Below are 13,793 nucleotides of genomic sequence, written 5' to 3' on the forward strand. Positions count from 1 at the left end.
TTTCGACTCCGTAATTTCATCAACCAACTACACACATTTTTCCTGAGTTTCAGACACAAGCTGAGTATTTATAACAAAAAGATAGAATCTTTAGCTTCACATCTCCATTTTGCCTCAATTATTTCCAAAAAACCTATTCCCTAATTAGAAATCTTGAATAAATTATAGGAACTTTGCAAACTTCTAGGCGAAATCCTAAAAGCCTAAAGTTTTAAAGATGAAGAAGAAAATAGAAATACTGGCTCCTGCCAAAGATTTAATTCATGGAATGGCAGCCATAAATAGTGGTGCCGATGCAGTTTATATTGGTGCACCAAGATTTGGCGCACGATCTAACGCAACAAATTCCATAGAAGATATTGCCGCACTAGTTAAATATGCACATCTATATCACGCACAAGTTTTTGTCGTTATGAATACTATTTTGTACGATAACGAACTTGAAACCTGTCGCCAGATGATATGGGCACTATACAAAATAGGTGTCGATGCCCTTATCGTTCAGGATATGGCCATTATGGAAATGGACCTACCTCCTATCGTATTGCATGCAAGTACACAAGCAAACAACCGTGATGCTGAGAAAATAAAATTCTTGAAAGATGCTGGAATGAAGCGTGTCGTTTTGGCCCGTGAATTAAACATGCATCAAATCAAAGAAATCAGCGACACTGCTGATGTGGAACTAGAATTTTTTGTAACGGGTGCTTTATGTGTTTCGTTTAGCGGAAATTGCTACATGAGTGTTGCTAATGGAGAACGCTCTGCAAACCGTGGTTCTTGTGCACAAAACTGCCGTTTACCTTACAATCTGATTGATGGTCATGGCGAAACCTTAATCAAAAACAGTCACCTACTTTCTATCAAGGATTTTGACGTTTCTGATCAAATTCCAAATCTTATTGAAGCAGGTGTGATTTCCTTTAAAATTGAAGGAAGACTGAAAGACATTGTATATGTAAAAAACAATGTTTCTTTCTTAAGACAAAAACTAGATAGCTTTTTAGAAGGAAGCGACAAATACACCAAAGCATCATCGGGAAAATGTACCTTTACCTTTGACTCTGCTTTGAATAAAAGTTTCAACCGTGGTTATACTGATTATTTTGTAAACGAACGACATAGTACCATTGGTTCTTGGGAAAGTCCAAAATCAAAAGGGCAATACATTGGTAAACTGATCAAAACAACGGCCAATGCTTACGAAATAGAAAACGGAGAAATGTTGAATAACGGTGATGGTCTTTGCTACATCAACGAAAACAATGAAGCGGACGGAATTTATGTCAACAAAGTCGAAAACGGTTTGGCATATCCAAATGTTTTAAAAGAATTAGCTCCGGGAACTTTCATCTATCGTAACAATGATGCTGCATTCATTAAAATTGTGGAGCGTGAGGATAGTGCAGTTCGAAAAATAGGAACTACTTTATTACTGACTGAAAACGAAACTGGTTTTGAACTTATCGCTACTGATGAAGATGGTTATGTAAGCACAGTAAAATTAGAACACGCAAAAGAACAAACCAAAAACAATCTTTCGATAGAAGAAAACATCAAAACTCAATTGGCTAAAACAGGGTTCACTCCTTACACCGCCGATGAAATTAATGTAATGTTCTCTCAAAATTGGTTCATGCCAATATCGAAAGTAAATGAAATGCGTAGAACGGTCTATGAGCAACTGTCTGAAATCAGACTTGCTAATTACCACCGTGAAGAACACCAAATGGTAAAAACTTCACATCCTTATCCTGAGACTAAATTGGATTTCATGTATAATGTATCCAATAAAATGGCTCGTAAATTTTACGAACGTCACGGTGTTACTGAAATCGAACAAGCGTTTGAATTGCAATGGGAGCCAGGAAAATCTCGTGTAATGACAACTAAATATTGTATTAAATACGAATTAGAAAGATGCCCAAAATACCATCGTGAAAACATGGATCAAAAGCTAAAAGAACCATTAGTATTAAAACAAGGTGAATTAGAATACAAACTCAAATTCAATTGCAAACCTTGCGAAATGGAAATTTGGGAAAAAGACGCCGAATTTGAAATTGAAGAAGATCACGTTCACTAAAATAACAACCGATACCTTAAAAAGTATCGGTTTTTTTATGGATCGCAAATTCTACATTAAAACCATTTCGAAATTAAGTCCCATTAATCTAAATGGAACTTAATTTCTAAATGGGTCTTTTTATACGTTTAACTTTAATAAGACTGCTCATCTTTCAACACTTCATTTAACACAAAATAAACGATGGATTTGCTGTCACAAAAAAGCAATTCAGTATTTTTACATTCCATTTAAGACAACAAAAACATGAAAATACTATTGCTAGGCTCAGGTGAATTAGGAAAAGAATTTGTAATCGCAGCGCAACGCATCGGGCAAACCGTAATTGCTGTTGACAGTTATAAAAACGCACCAGCCATGCAAGTTGCTCATGGTTTTGAAGTCATCAATATGCTTGATGGCGCTGAACTGGACCGAATTGTAGCAAAACATCAACCTGATTTTATTGTTCCAGAAATTGAAGCTATTCGTACCGAACGCTTCTACGATTATGAAAAGCAAGGAATCACAGTAGTTCCATCAGCAAAGGCAGCCAATTTTACCATGAACCGTAAAGCAATTCGCGACCTAGCTGCTAAAGATTTAGGATTAAAAACAGCCAATTACCGTTATGCAACCACTGCCGAAGAATTGCAAAAAGGAGTTGAAGCGGTAGGAATGCCTTGTGTGGTAAAACCATTAATGTCCTCTTCAGGAAAAGGGCAATCTACCATAAAAACAGCCGCTGACATTAAGAAAGCATGGCAGTACGCAGTAGAAGGTTCGCGTGGTGATGTTGTGGAAGTAATTGTGGAAGCTTTTGTCAAGTTCAATTCGGAGATAACGCTATTAACCGTTACCCAAAATAACAATCCAACTTTATTCTGCGCGCCAATTGGTCACCGTCAAGAACGCGGCGATTACCAAGAAAGCTGGCAACCTGCAAGAATTTCCGAAAAAGACTTATACGAGGCACAGGACATGGCCGAAAAAGTAACAGAAGCACTGGGTGGCGCAGGACTTTTTGGTGTGGAGTTTTTCTTAGCAGACGATGGTGTTTATTTCTCTGAGCTTTCTCCCCGACCACATGATACCGGAATGGTAACGCTAGCGGGAACTCAAAATTTTAATGAATTTGAATTGCATTTACGTACAATTCTAAGTTTACCTATTGCTGGAATTACACTTGAAAAAGCAGGAGCCAGTGCTGTAATTTTAGCTTCGGAAAACAGTACGAACCCAACATTCACTGGATTAGAAAAAATTGCTGCTTTAGCTAAAACTGATTTTAGAATCTTTGGTAAACCAAGTTCAAGACCTTACAGAAGAATGGGCGTTGCATTGACAAACGACACTTTAGAAACACCAATTGAGGAGATTGTGGAACGTGCCAAGAAAGCGGCCGCATTAATTGAAGTTCATTATTAAATTACTGCTTTGATAGTCGGAATTGTTTTGGTGTCATCTCTGCATTCTTCTTAAATAATCGCACAAAATAGGAATAGTCATCGTACCCTAATTTGGTTGCGATTTCATTAACTGTCAAATTCCTGTTCATCAACATCCGCTTCGCTTCAAGAATAATGCGTTCCGTTATTACCTGCGTTGTGGTTTTTTGCAGTATTTCATTGCAAATTCTATTGAGATGCTTCAAGCTTATATTTAGTGCATCTGCATAATAGGAAGCTGCTTTTTCAGAAATGAATTTCGCCTCTAGCAGTTCTCCAAATTGCTTTAATTTACTATTGTAAGAATGCACTTCAGGAACAACAGTCTCATTGTACTTTCGTGCCAGTTCAATATGAATAATATCTAATAAATTCAATATTTTATCCTGCTTAAAAAATTTGTTTTCTAAACTTTCAGCGAGCATCATTTTAAACAAAGGCTGTAATGCATTTGATTCTTGATCCGTTAATACAATCTCCGATTTAGTATTCACAGAAAAATAAAATGGAAAACTGTCAATGTCTTTTTGTCCAAAATAAAGATTATACATTTCCTTTGAATAAAAAACCACGAAACCATCTACATCTTCAGACAAACTCCAATGGTGCATTTGCCCTGGCTGCAAAACAAAAACACTACCTGCTTGAACTTTGAATTTATCAAAATCGACTTCATGACTCCCTGAACCAGCGGTAAAAAAAACTAATAGATAAAAATCATGACGATGTGGTTCTTCTACAAAACTATGTGTCAACAAATGATTTTTGAACGTATTGATATAAAAATCGCTGTTGACTGAATTGCAATTAAATCGCTGAATTGTATAAATCGGATATTTTTTCATACAGAGAAGAATGTCATAATTGTGCTATAAGTAGCGAATATAGAAAACATCTCTGACAGCAATAACAAATACCTTTGAAAAAAAAAAATAAAATGGCAAATACACTTGTTCACATCTTAAATAATGAATGCCCTAATTGTCATCAAGGCAAAATTTTTGATGAAAAAAATATCTTCTTCAACATCGGGTTTCCAAAAATGAATAAGAGCTGTTCACACTGTCAATTTAAATTCGAAAAAGAGCCCGGCTATTTCTTTGGTGCTATGTACGTGAATTATGGATTAACTGTAGCTCAATCTATTGCCACTTATGTTATTGCCCAGTTTTTCTTTACAGAAACATTCGACCTAAGAATAATTCCTATTATTGCTTTTGTCATTATAGCAATGGCTTCTTTCAACATCCGCTTATCGCGCTTATTATGGATTTATATGTTCAAGAATTATTCGATTTAAAAGGAGTAGTGCTATTATCCTATTTACTTCTTAAATAAAATACAAGTTATCTTCACGGTTCTTTGATTACGAATTAAAATACTTATTTTCGTACTAGAAAAAATGAACTATGAAAAACTTTTCCTTAATTAGCTTATTATTCGTAACCCTATCCCTATCGGCGCAAGACAAAAAAGAAGTCTTAAAAACTCAAATAGTTGAAGCTTCTTGCGGACAATGTCAGTTTGGTTTAAAAGCAAAAGGTTGTGACTTAGCCGTTCGTATCGATGGAAAAGCCTATTTTGTTGATGGTAGTTCAATCGACAAACATGGAGACGCCCATGCTACTGACGGTTTTTGTGAAGCCATCAGAAAGGCAGCAGTAGTTGGTAAAGTCAAAAACGACCGTTTCATAGCCACTTCTTTTACATTACTACCCGAAGAAAATAAAGAACAAAAATAATGTCTTTAATTCTTCAAAATATTGCAAAGCACATAACTCTCTCTCCAGAAGAGCAACGGCATTTTCTTTCAAAAACAGAAGTACATCATTTTAAGGTCAAAAGTATCTTATTGCATTCTGGCCAAATCTGCACCCACTCCTATTTTGTAAATTCCGGTACCTTGAGAAGTTTCAACATCAATGATAATATTGTAGAACATGTTTTGAATTTTGCATGCGAAGGATATTGGATTGGTGATATGTATAGTTTAATTTCTCAAAAACCAGGAAATCTTTTCATAGAAGTTCTTGAAGATGCTGAAGTAGTGCTACTTTCAAAAGAGAACCAAGAGCTTCTCTACACAGAAATACCAAAACTGGAACGTTTTTTTCGAATATTAACCGAAAATTCCTTGGTCGCCAATCAAGAGCGCTTGATGGATAATTTGAGTTTATCAGCAGAAGAGCGCTTTGAAAAATTTTGCAAAAAATACCCAACGTTAATTCAAAAAGTTCCCCAAAAACAAATAGCCTCTTATATAGGTGTTACGCCTGAGTTCTTTAGTAAAATGAAATCTCGCTTGCTGAGAAAGTAGGGTCAATAGAAAATATTAATCAGTGTTCAGTGTTTTAAGTCATCAGTGATTTCTAAAACTAAAAGCCTAATCTTTTTTCTGAACACTCAGTACTGACCACTGAATACTATTTTTCTTAATCTAGGTTAAGTGCTAGCACTGTACAATATTTGTAAATTTGAAGTATAAAAAAATCACTAAATTTATACACTATGAAAAATACAGTTTTACACAAAGCAGATACAAGAGGACATGCTGATCATGGTTGGTTAAAAGCAAATTTCAGTTTTAGTTTTGGAAGTTGGTACAATCCTGAAAGAGTACAATTTGGTGCGTTACGCGTTTTAAACGATGACATCATTGGTGAGGGAATGGGTTTTGGAACGCATCCCCACGATAATATGGAAATCATCACTATTCCGCTTGAAGGTGACTTAGCACACAAAGACAGCATGGGAAATGCTGCAACAATCAAAAATGGAGATGTTCAAGTAATGAGTGCCGGAACAGGAATACAGCACAGTGAGTTTAATCCTAATGCGAACTTAAAAACAAAGTCATTACAAATTTGGGTTTTCCCAAACAAACGCGATGTAACCCCTCGTTACCAACAAATTTCTTTAAATAAAGAAGACCGTCATAATAAATTGCAACAAATTCTATCTCCAAATTCAGAAGATGACGGTGTATGGATTCATCAAGATGCTTGGTTTCATTTGGGTAAATTTGACAAAGATAGTTCCATAACTTATGATTTAAAAAAAGAAGAAAATGGTGTTTACGCCTTTATTCTTTCTGGCAGCGTAACTATTAATGGACAAGAATTAGAAACTCGTGATGGTTTCGGAATTTGGGATGTCAATTCGTTAGAAATAAAAATGACAACTGATGCTGAAATTTTATTAATGGAAGTTCCAATGAAATATTAAAAAATTAATTATGTCTGAAATCATAGAGTTAGAATACAATGAAAAAAAAGCCTTTTCTATATTGAAATTGACAGCAAAGTCAAGGCAAAAATGACTTTTATTTTTGCGGGTGAGTACCGATTATCATTGAGCACACTGAAGTAAGTACAGGGAATAATGGCAAAGGTTTTGGCAAAAAAATGGTACAAAAAGCGGTAGAATTCACTCGTAAAAAAGGGATTAAAATTCTTCCCTTATGTCCGTTTGCAAAAAGTGTTTTTGACAAAAACCCTGAATTTCAAGACGTTTTATAGTAATTGGAAAGACTTAGAAAGAAAAAATAATTGAAACCGTAAATCAATGCCCTTAGGGCGCTTTGACTACTTTTATGAATAAACAAAAAGGCTGAATTCATTTTTAAATGAATCCAGCCTTTTCTACTACAAATAATAAACCAAAACTATTTATTTTTCAAATTGACGTTTTCAAAACTAGAAACATCAATTACTTCTTCTAAATCTATGTCAAATGAAATTTTGACCGTATCCCCAATTAACGTTATTGGTAATTGACTCGATATTTGAGAGGATCCAACAAAAATATTGGGATAATCTTTCACTTTGAAATAATAAAAACTATTTCCGTTTTTCACATCATTCTGGATACGTGTAATAACTGAAGTCAACAGTTTTTTATTAGAAACACTACTAGGGTTGATTCTATTATCAGCCATGTTATAGACATTCTTAAATGAAGTCAAGGCTTCACGCATTGTATTTCCCACACCTACAATAGTATAATCAGAAATGGCAACCATGGCAAACATTTTAACCAAGCCACCTTTATCCTTCAATGTCATTACATAAGTAGGAATATTGTTAATATTATACGGAATGGGCAAAGAAGCTTGAAAACCCTTTTCTTGTACTTTACCTTGGGCTGAACTTTGAGCGGCATACTCAGTAGCACCACCCTGTTTGTAAAAAGTAGTTTCTTTTGTTCTGGTATCGACTAACACAAAACCTACTGCAGACTCATCCTTACCTACAGAAGTAAGTCCTGTGTACCAATAGGATTTGTTATCCTCTCCGTAAACTAGCGTTAATCCTTCGGTAATTTGAAGTTTATTAGCATTCGAAAAATTCCAATAGCCATGAACATATTTTCCCCAATCATTTAATTGTTCCTCAATAAAACTAATTGGCTGAATTCTGTCAACCCATTCTGGAGTAGATTCAGTAGAATATTCTTTAATTTCTCCAGTTTGGGCATTTACCAAAACAACTCCTATAGCTTCATTTCCACTAAATCCAATTCTCTTTTCATACTTGGTTACAACCCAAAAAGGAATTCCCTTATCATCAATCTCAAAAGTAAAATCAGTCAATCCTACCGTACTGTATCCATTAAAATACAAAAGCCTTTCAACTCTACTTTGAAAAAAAGCTTCCGGCTGGTATTTAATCCTGATAGATTTTCCATCAATATTTTGTACTAATCTTACATCACGTTCATTTGTTGCCGAAACCATTACATACCCTGTTGTTCCCTCTTGATTGTTCATCCATTTAAAAAATCCAGAATGTAATAATGGAGCAACCCAATACAAATCATTATTAACTTTTTGTATGCAAAATTCTCCAAGCTCCACTTGACTTCCCAAAGCAGGTTGTGAACCTAAAATTTTCTCGCCTAGAAGGTGGGCTAAATCCTCGTCTACTACCCGAATTTCATCAATTGATATTGGAGCAATATGATTTGATATTTTTTCACCAATTTTCACCTTACCAATTAATGTTTGATACGAATCACTTCTAAAAACAGGAAGACTTGTTGCTACTGGAAAAATTATTATATATGCCAATAGTATCAATACTATAATAAATAAAAACTTCTTTGGTTTTGAAGAGATTATCAATTGTTTGGTCTTTGGAGAAACCGCAAAGCCAGTTGAAATTAAAATATAACAAATCGTCAAAATCAAAAGAATAAATGGCAAACCCAAAAATCCGTAGCTAATTACAGGCAAACCCATATAGAATAGTAGAAAACCAATAATTAGTAAAAATAAAATAGGTAAAATTTTTTTCATAAAGCGAGCTCTTAATTTAAAACTATAAGTCTATAAATAAGAGAATTGTTACAAAAAAACCAGTTTATTTTTAAAGAAAAAATCATTTGAAATAACAATATATTAAAAAAGAGTATTTTTGCAGTCAGTTTTATTTTTCGAAGATTAAAAAAACTTAAACTTTAAACTACTTTTTATGAAAGCATACGTATTTCCAGGTCAAGGAGCTCAATTTACAGGAATGGGAAAAGATTTATATGAAAACTCCCCTTTAGCCAAAGAATTATTCGAGAAAGCAAACGAAATTTTAGGTTTCCGCATCACAGATATCATGTTTGAAGGAACTGCTGAAGAATTGAAAGAAACAAAAGTAACGCAACCAGCTGTATTTTTACATTCGGTTATTTTAGCTAAAACTCTAGGTGATGACTTCAAACCAGAAATGGTAGCAGGACATTCATTAGGAGAATTTTCAGCATTAGTAGCTAACGGAGCTTTATCATTTGAAGACGGATTAAAATTAGTTTCACAACGCGCTTTAGCGATGCAAAAAGCCTGCGAAATCAAGCCATCAACTATGGCGGCAGTTTTAGGACTTGCTGACAATGTAGTGGAAGATGTTTGTGCTTCTATCGACGGAGTTGTTGTAGCTGCAAACTACAACTGCCCAGGACAATTAGTAATTTCGGGAGAAACTATGGCTGTTGAAGCAGCTTGTGTAGCTATGAAAGAAGCTGGAGCAAAAAGAGCTTTATTATTGCCTGTAGGTGGTGCTTTTCACTCGCCTATGATGGAGCCTGCAAGAGAGGAATTAGCAGCAGCTATTGAAGCAACTACATTCTCAACTCCTATTTGTCCAGTATATCAAAACGTTACTGCTAGCGCAGTTTCTGACGCTAATGAGATCAAGAAGAATCTAATCATACAATTGACAGCTCCAGTAAAGTGGACGCAATCTGTACAACAAATGATTGCTGATGGAGCTACTTTATTTACAGAAGTAGGTCCAGGAAAAGTATTGGCTGGATTGATTGGAAAAATCAATAAAGAAGCAGTTACAGCAAATGCATAATTAGTACTCAGTCGCAGTTTTTAGTATTCAATTCCCAACATAAAAATAATCCTCACAACGAAAATTTGGAGGAATTTTTCATTTATCTTTATAGGGGGAATGATTAAACTCCAATCAATAATTTATAAAACACACAAACATGAAAAAAACACTTTTAGGATTAGCAGTTGTTGCAACTTTAACATTGGTTTCTTGCAAGCAGGAAACTAAAGATCAAGTAGGTGAAGCTACTGATGCAATAGGTACAGAAATGGGAGACGCTGTTGACACTGCAGCTGTTAAAGTTGATGCAGCCTTAGATTCAACTAAGGTTAAAATTAGCAATACGATGAAAGAAGGTGCTGAAAAAATGGATGCGAAAGCAGATAAAATGAAAGAAGACGCTGAAAAATAATACCAAAAAAAAAAAAATGGCTGTCAATTGGCAGCCATTTTTTTTATCTAAAAGCTTCTATTTCTTGCTTTTATTGCCGTATCAGTAAAGTCAGTAAAAACTCCATCGATTCCTAATTTATAAAAAGCTTGGTATTCTAAAATAGGATTATCATTGTAATTCCGCAGTAAACGGCGGCTTTCATTTCTAAAAGTATAGGCATGCACTTGCAAACCTCTCTTATGGGCTTCATCAATTAAGTTTGTAGGCTGTAATGCTATTTTATCAGCATCATCCACTTTTCCATCATCGTTTATATCATCAGCTTTTCCGTCCTTATTCACATCAGTTCCTTTGTATGAAATAATAAAAGTCTTCCAAGGGCCAATTCCGCTAGCATAGGTTTTTACAAAATCCAATCCCGCAGCTGTTCTAAAGAATCCAAAGTCTCTTTTATCTCCTTTCAAGTACCAATCGTAAGGCATTCCATCAGAAATTAATTCTCCTTTTGGAACTGTAAAAATCAAATCTCCATTTAGCGCAACGTCATAACAACTCAATAATTGAATCGTTTTAACCGTTGATTTTTCTCTAATATATTGCAAATTTGAAACTTCAAATGATTGTACATAAACAGGAGCATCTGAATTATTCCAGCCAGCTGCTGTTAACTGTTCCAATAATTTATCTGTAATATGTAAATTTTGCGCTTCATGAAAAGAAGGGTGTTTCGTCTCTGGGTATATTCCAATTGTTCTTCCTAATTCTTTTGATTTTTGTTTTGCTAGAGCAATTACCTCATCAAATGTTGGGATAAAATACTGGTTATTAAACTCTTGTAGCCTTTCGACAAAAGCTTGTTTGGCTCGCAATTGTTTTATTTCTGCTAAAGTAAAGTCGGATACAAACCAATCCGAAATATCCTTTCCGTCAATATTTTTAGTGGTTTTCTTGGATGCAAATCCAGGAATTTCGGAAACATTAGTTGTTCCTGACAACATAGGTTCATGGCGAACGACTAGAAAACCATCTTTTGTCATCACCAAATCGGGCTCAATAAAATCAGCTCCCATTTTGATTGCATTGGTATAACCTTCAATCGTATGTTCTGGCAAATACCCTGGTGTGCCGCGGTGTGCAATAACAATTGCTTTCCCACCAGATAAAGTAAGCTGTTTTTGAGTTGCAGATTTTGATTTACTCACATCATGACTTTTGCATGATAGCATTAAAATAAGACCCAAAAACAGCACACTTTTATTTATCATTATTTAGCTTTTCTAACTTTTTGTTCCCATTTCCAAGCGCTTGCCATTGCTTCTTCTAATGTTGATTGCGCTTTCCAGCCTAGTACATTGTTGGCTTTATCAGTATTGGCGTAAGCCGAAGTAATATCTCCCTCTCTACGACCCACGATTTTATATGGTAATTTTTGTCCGCTTACTTTTTCAAAAGCATGAATCACTTCTAATACAGAGCTTCCTGTTCCGGTTCCAAGGTTAAAAGTCTCTACTTTTTCAAGGTTCTTTTTATTCAGTAATCTTTGTAAAGCTATTACATGGGCTTTCGCCAAATCTACTACGTGAATATAATCGCGCACGGCAGTTCCATCTGCAGTAGGGTAATCATCACCATATACAGACAGTTCTTTTCTTAAACCCATTCCTGTTTGAGTAATAAAAGGAACTAAGTTTTGAGGAACACCAATTGGTAATTCACCAATTTCTGCTGAAGGATGCGAACCTACTGGATTAAAATAACGCAATAAAATAGCATTGATATTGGTCACCTTGGCCGTATCAGTTATTATTTCCTCTCCTATCTGCTTTGTATTTCCATAAGGAGACATAGCCGTTTGTATAGGTGCATTTTCAGTTATTGGCATTTTTTCGGCTTGACCATAAACCGTGCAAGATGAACTAAAGATAAAACTGGCTTCTTCTTTTTTCTGCAATTCCTGCAAAAGATAAACTAATGTGCTAATATTATTTTCATAATACAATAATGGATTTTCAACACTTTCACCAACTGCTTTTGAAGCTGCAAAATGAATCACACCCACAATATCAACATGTCTTCTGAAGAAATCCTGTACTTTATTTTTTTCTCTTAGGTCTAACTTTTCGAAAGCCGGAACTTTCCCCGTAATATTTGTAATTCCATCTAGAACTTCTAGTGATGTATTAGACAAATCATCTATAATTAATACATCAAAGCCCTGGTTTTGTAATTCAACGACGGTATGTGAGCCTATAAATCCTAATCCTCCTGTTACAAGTATTTTCATAATTTTATATTTATAGTAAAATGAAAGAGATTCTCTCCTCTCGTTTTATAAAAAAGACGCGATAAATCGCGTCTATATATTTTTTATTTTAAAAATTCTAAAACAGTATCTGTAATGAATTTTATTTGCTCATCATCTAATTCTGTGTGCATAGGTAAAGACAACACTTCAGTAACTAATTGATTCGTTACTGGAAAATCTTCTTCTTTGTATCTTTCATCTAGATATGCTTTTTGCAAATGCAATGGAATTGGATAATAAATAGCACAAGGAATTCCTTTATCTAACAAATGCTGCATTAATCCATTTCTATCAGCATTTACAATACGTAAAGTATATTGATGAAACACATGGCAATCGCATATATCACAAATTTGCGGTGCAATAATATTCTTATGTCCTTCAAATGCAGCGGAATATTTCCTGGCAGCATCCTGTCTTGCTTCATTGTATTGATCTAGCAAAGGTAACTTTGTGTTCAAAACAGCAGCTTGAATACTGTCTAATCGAGAATTTACTCCTACAACATCATGATGGTAACGCTCGTACATTCCGTGATTCACAATTCCGCGTAATGTATGTGCTAAAGCATCGTCATTTGTAAAAATAGCACCGCCATCACCATAACAGCCTAAATTTTTAGATGGAAAAAAGGAAGTAGCTCCTACATGACCAATGGTTCCGGCTTTCTTTTTAGTTCCATCCGAAGAATTACAATTGGCTCCAATGGCTTGTGCATTATCTTCGATTACGTATAAATTATGTTCTGCTGCAATTTGCATAATTGCTTCCATGTTAGCGGCACGTCCAAATAAATGGACAGGAACAATTGCTTTCGTTTTTGGCGTGATTGCTTTTTTGATACCTTCTATTGAGATATTCATATTATACATATCAACATCTACTAATACAGGAGTTAATTGCAATAAAGCAATAACCTCAACGGTGGCTGCAAACGTAAAATCAGCAGTTATCACCTCATCACCTGGTTGTAAACCAAGACCCATCATAGCAATTTGCAAAGCATCAGTTCCATTTGCACATGGAATAACATGTTTTACATCAAGATATTCTTCTAATTTTTGTTGAAATTTATGAACTTCCGGCCCATTAATATAGGTATTTGTATCTAAAACCTCTTGGATAGAAATGTTTACGGTTTCTTTTATTTTTTCGTATTGACTTTTTAAGTCAACCATTTGTATTTTTTTCATTTATATTTTATTTAAACCAATTAGCGCCACAACTTAAAAATAGTACAAAGCACACAACA

14 protein-coding genes are annotated in these 13,793 nt (G+C 34.7%); 9 read left to right on the top strand and 5 right to left on the bottom strand.

What is annotated here, in order from left to right; translation table 11 throughout:
• Nucleotides 1-217 precede the first annotated feature (217 nt).
• Together BLV91_RS10530 and purT are read left to right on the top strand one after the other, a co-directional pair.
• Nucleotides 218-2,086, top strand: coding sequence for a peptidase U32 family protein (locus BLV91_RS10530; protein ID WP_091432847.1), 1,869 nt, complete (start codon nucleotides 218-220; stop codon nucleotides 2,084-2,086).
• Between the two features lie 246 nt (nucleotides 2,087-2,332).
• Complete coding sequence (gene purT / locus BLV91_RS10535; RefSeq protein ID WP_091432851.1) at nucleotides 2,333-3,493, top strand: formate-dependent phosphoribosylglycinamide formyltransferase; 1,161 nt, start codon at nucleotides 2,333-2,335, stop codon at nucleotides 3,491-3,493.
• Nucleotide 3,494: 1 nt separating this feature from the next.
• Here purT and BLV91_RS10540 read toward each other — a convergent pair whose 3' ends face one another.
• Nucleotides 3,495-4,358 (bottom strand): AraC family transcriptional regulator, encoded by an 864-nt coding sequence (locus BLV91_RS10540; RefSeq protein ID WP_091432853.1) that lies wholly within the window; start codon nucleotides 4,356-4,358, stop codon nucleotides 3,495-3,497.
• Nucleotides 4,359-4,450: 92 nt separating this feature from the next.
• Between BLV91_RS10540 and BLV91_RS10545 the strand changes: the two genes are divergently transcribed.
• The 5 genes from BLV91_RS10545 (at nucleotide 4,451) to BLV91_RS10565 (ending at nucleotide 7,031) form a co-directional block, all read left to right on the top strand.
• The gene (locus BLV91_RS10545; protein ID WP_091432856.1) at nucleotides 4,451-4,813 is read left to right on the top strand and encodes a DUF983 domain-containing protein; all 363 of its coding nucleotides are present in this window, start codon (nucleotides 4,451-4,453) and stop codon (nucleotides 4,811-4,813) included.
• Nucleotides 4,814-4,922: 109 nt separating this feature from the next.
• Nucleotides 4,923-5,255, top strand: a complete 333-nt coding sequence (locus tag BLV91_RS10550; RefSeq protein ID WP_091432859.1) for a DUF6370 family protein — start codon at nucleotides 4,923-4,925, stop codon at nucleotides 5,253-5,255.
• Nucleotides 5,255-5,830, top strand: a complete 576-nt coding sequence (locus BLV91_RS10555) for a Crp/Fnr family transcriptional regulator (protein WP_091432862.1) — start codon at nucleotides 5,255-5,257, stop codon at nucleotides 5,828-5,830. Before BLV91_RS10550 ends, BLV91_RS10555 begins: the two co-directional genes overlap by 1 nt.
• Before the next feature lie 191 nt (nucleotides 5,831-6,021).
• Entirely contained in the window at nucleotides 6,022-6,738 is a 717-nt protein-coding gene (locus BLV91_RS10560) for a pirin family protein (protein ID WP_091432864.1), read from the top strand.
• Nucleotides 6,739-6,917: 179 nt separating this feature from the next.
• On the top strand, nucleotides 6,918-7,031 hold the full coding sequence (locus tag BLV91_RS10565; RefSeq protein ID WP_245709671.1) for a GNAT family N-acetyltransferase: 114 nt from the start codon (nucleotides 6,918-6,920) through the stop codon (nucleotides 7,029-7,031).
• 146 nt (nucleotides 7,032-7,177) lie between these two features.
• On the opposite strand, the gene BLV91_RS10570 is transcribed toward BLV91_RS10565, so the two are convergent.
• Complete coding sequence (locus BLV91_RS10570; protein ID WP_091432870.1) at nucleotides 7,178-8,809, bottom strand: hypothetical protein; 1,632 nt, start codon at nucleotides 8,807-8,809, stop codon at nucleotides 7,178-7,180.
• A gap of 175 nt (nucleotides 8,810-8,984) precedes the next feature.
• Here BLV91_RS10570 and fabD point away from each other — a divergent pair, with 175 nt between their 5' ends.
• Both fabD and BLV91_RS10580 read left to right on the top strand, forming a co-directional pair.
• Nucleotides 8,985-9,860 carry an ACP S-malonyltransferase gene (gene fabD, locus BLV91_RS10575; protein WP_091432874.1) on the top strand — a complete coding sequence of 292 codons (876 nt, stop codon included), beginning with the start codon at nucleotides 8,985-8,987 and terminating at the stop codon, nucleotides 9,858-9,860.
• Between the two features lie 139 nt (nucleotides 9,861-9,999).
• On the top strand, nucleotides 10,000-10,254 hold the full coding sequence (locus BLV91_RS10580) for a hypothetical protein (RefSeq protein WP_091083655.1): 255 nt from the start codon (nucleotides 10,000-10,002) through the stop codon (nucleotides 10,252-10,254).
• 47 nt (nucleotides 10,255-10,301) lie between these two features.
• Here the strand turns inward: BLV91_RS10580 and BLV91_RS10585 are convergent, their stop codons facing one another.
• The 3 genes from BLV91_RS10585 to BLV91_RS10595 all read right to left on the bottom strand — a co-directional run bounded on the left by BLV91_RS10585 (nucleotide 10,302) and on the right by BLV91_RS10595 (nucleotide 13,734).
• Nucleotides 10,302-11,501: a glycerophosphodiester phosphodiesterase gene (locus BLV91_RS10585; RefSeq protein ID WP_175513992.1), complete on the bottom strand. Its 1,200-nt coding sequence runs from the start codon at nucleotides 11,499-11,501 to the stop codon at nucleotides 10,302-10,304.
• Nucleotides 11,501-12,520 (bottom strand): UDP-glucose 4-epimerase GalE, encoded by a 1,020-nt coding sequence (galE, locus tag BLV91_RS10590; protein WP_091432877.1) that lies wholly within the window; start codon nucleotides 12,518-12,520, stop codon nucleotides 11,501-11,503. Before galE ends, BLV91_RS10585 begins: the two co-directional genes overlap by 1 nt.
• Nucleotides 12,521-12,603: 83 nt before the next feature.
• A complete protein-coding gene (locus tag BLV91_RS10595) occupies nucleotides 12,604-13,734 on the bottom strand; it encodes a DegT/DnrJ/EryC1/StrS family aminotransferase (RefSeq protein WP_091432880.1) in 1,131 nt (376 codons plus the stop codon).
• Nucleotides 13,735-13,793: the final 59 nt, after the last annotated feature.

Source organism: Flavobacterium degerlachei (assembly GCF_900106645.1).
GTDB lineage: Bacteria > Bacteroidota > Bacteroidia > Flavobacteriales > Flavobacteriaceae > Flavobacterium > Flavobacterium degerlachei.

Bases quoted from the DNA above. Each gene is read 5' to 3' on its own strand.
- BLV91_RS10530 (WP_091432847.1), top strand. From the start codon at position 218: ATGAAGAAGAAAATAGAAATACTGGCTCCTGCCAAAGATTTAATTCAT.
- purT (WP_091432851.1), top strand. From the start codon at position 2,333: ATGAAAATACTATTGCTAGGCTCAGGTGAATTAGGAAAAGAATTTGTA.
- BLV91_RS10540 (WP_091432853.1), bottom strand. From the start codon at position 4,358: ATGAAAAAATATCCGATTTATACAATTCAGCGATTTAATTGCAATTCA.
- BLV91_RS10545 (WP_091432856.1), top strand. From the start codon at position 4,451: ATGGCAAATACACTTGTTCACATCTTAAATAATGAATGCCCTAATTGT.
- BLV91_RS10550 (WP_091432859.1), top strand. From the start codon at position 4,923: ATGAAAAACTTTTCCTTAATTAGCTTATTATTCGTAACCCTATCCCTA.
- BLV91_RS10555 (WP_091432862.1), top strand. From the start codon at position 5,255: ATGTCTTTAATTCTTCAAAATATTGCAAAGCACATAACTCTCTCTCCA.
- BLV91_RS10560 (WP_091432864.1), top strand. From the start codon at position 6,022: ATGAAAAATACAGTTTTACACAAAGCAGATACAAGAGGACATGCTGAT.
- BLV91_RS10565 (WP_245709671.1), top strand. From the start codon at position 6,918: ATGGTACAAAAAGCGGTAGAATTCACTCGTAAAAAAGGGATTAAAATT.
- BLV91_RS10570 (WP_091432870.1), bottom strand. From the start codon at position 8,809: ATGAAAAAAATTTTACCTATTTTATTTTTACTAATTATTGGTTTTCTA.
- fabD (WP_091432874.1), top strand. From the start codon at position 8,985: ATGAAAGCATACGTATTTCCAGGTCAAGGAGCTCAATTTACAGGAATG.
- BLV91_RS10580 (WP_091083655.1), top strand. From the start codon at position 10,000: ATGAAAAAAACACTTTTAGGATTAGCAGTTGTTGCAACTTTAACATTG.
- BLV91_RS10585 (WP_175513992.1), bottom strand. From the start codon at position 11,501: ATGATAAATAAAAGTGTGCTGTTTTTGGGTCTTATTTTAATGCTATCA.
- galE (WP_091432877.1), bottom strand. From the start codon at position 12,520: ATGAAAATACTTGTAACAGGAGGATTAGGATTTATAGGCTCACATACC.
- BLV91_RS10595 (WP_091432880.1), bottom strand. From the start codon at position 13,734: ATGAAAAAAATACAAATGGTTGACTTAAAAAGTCAATACGAAAAAATA.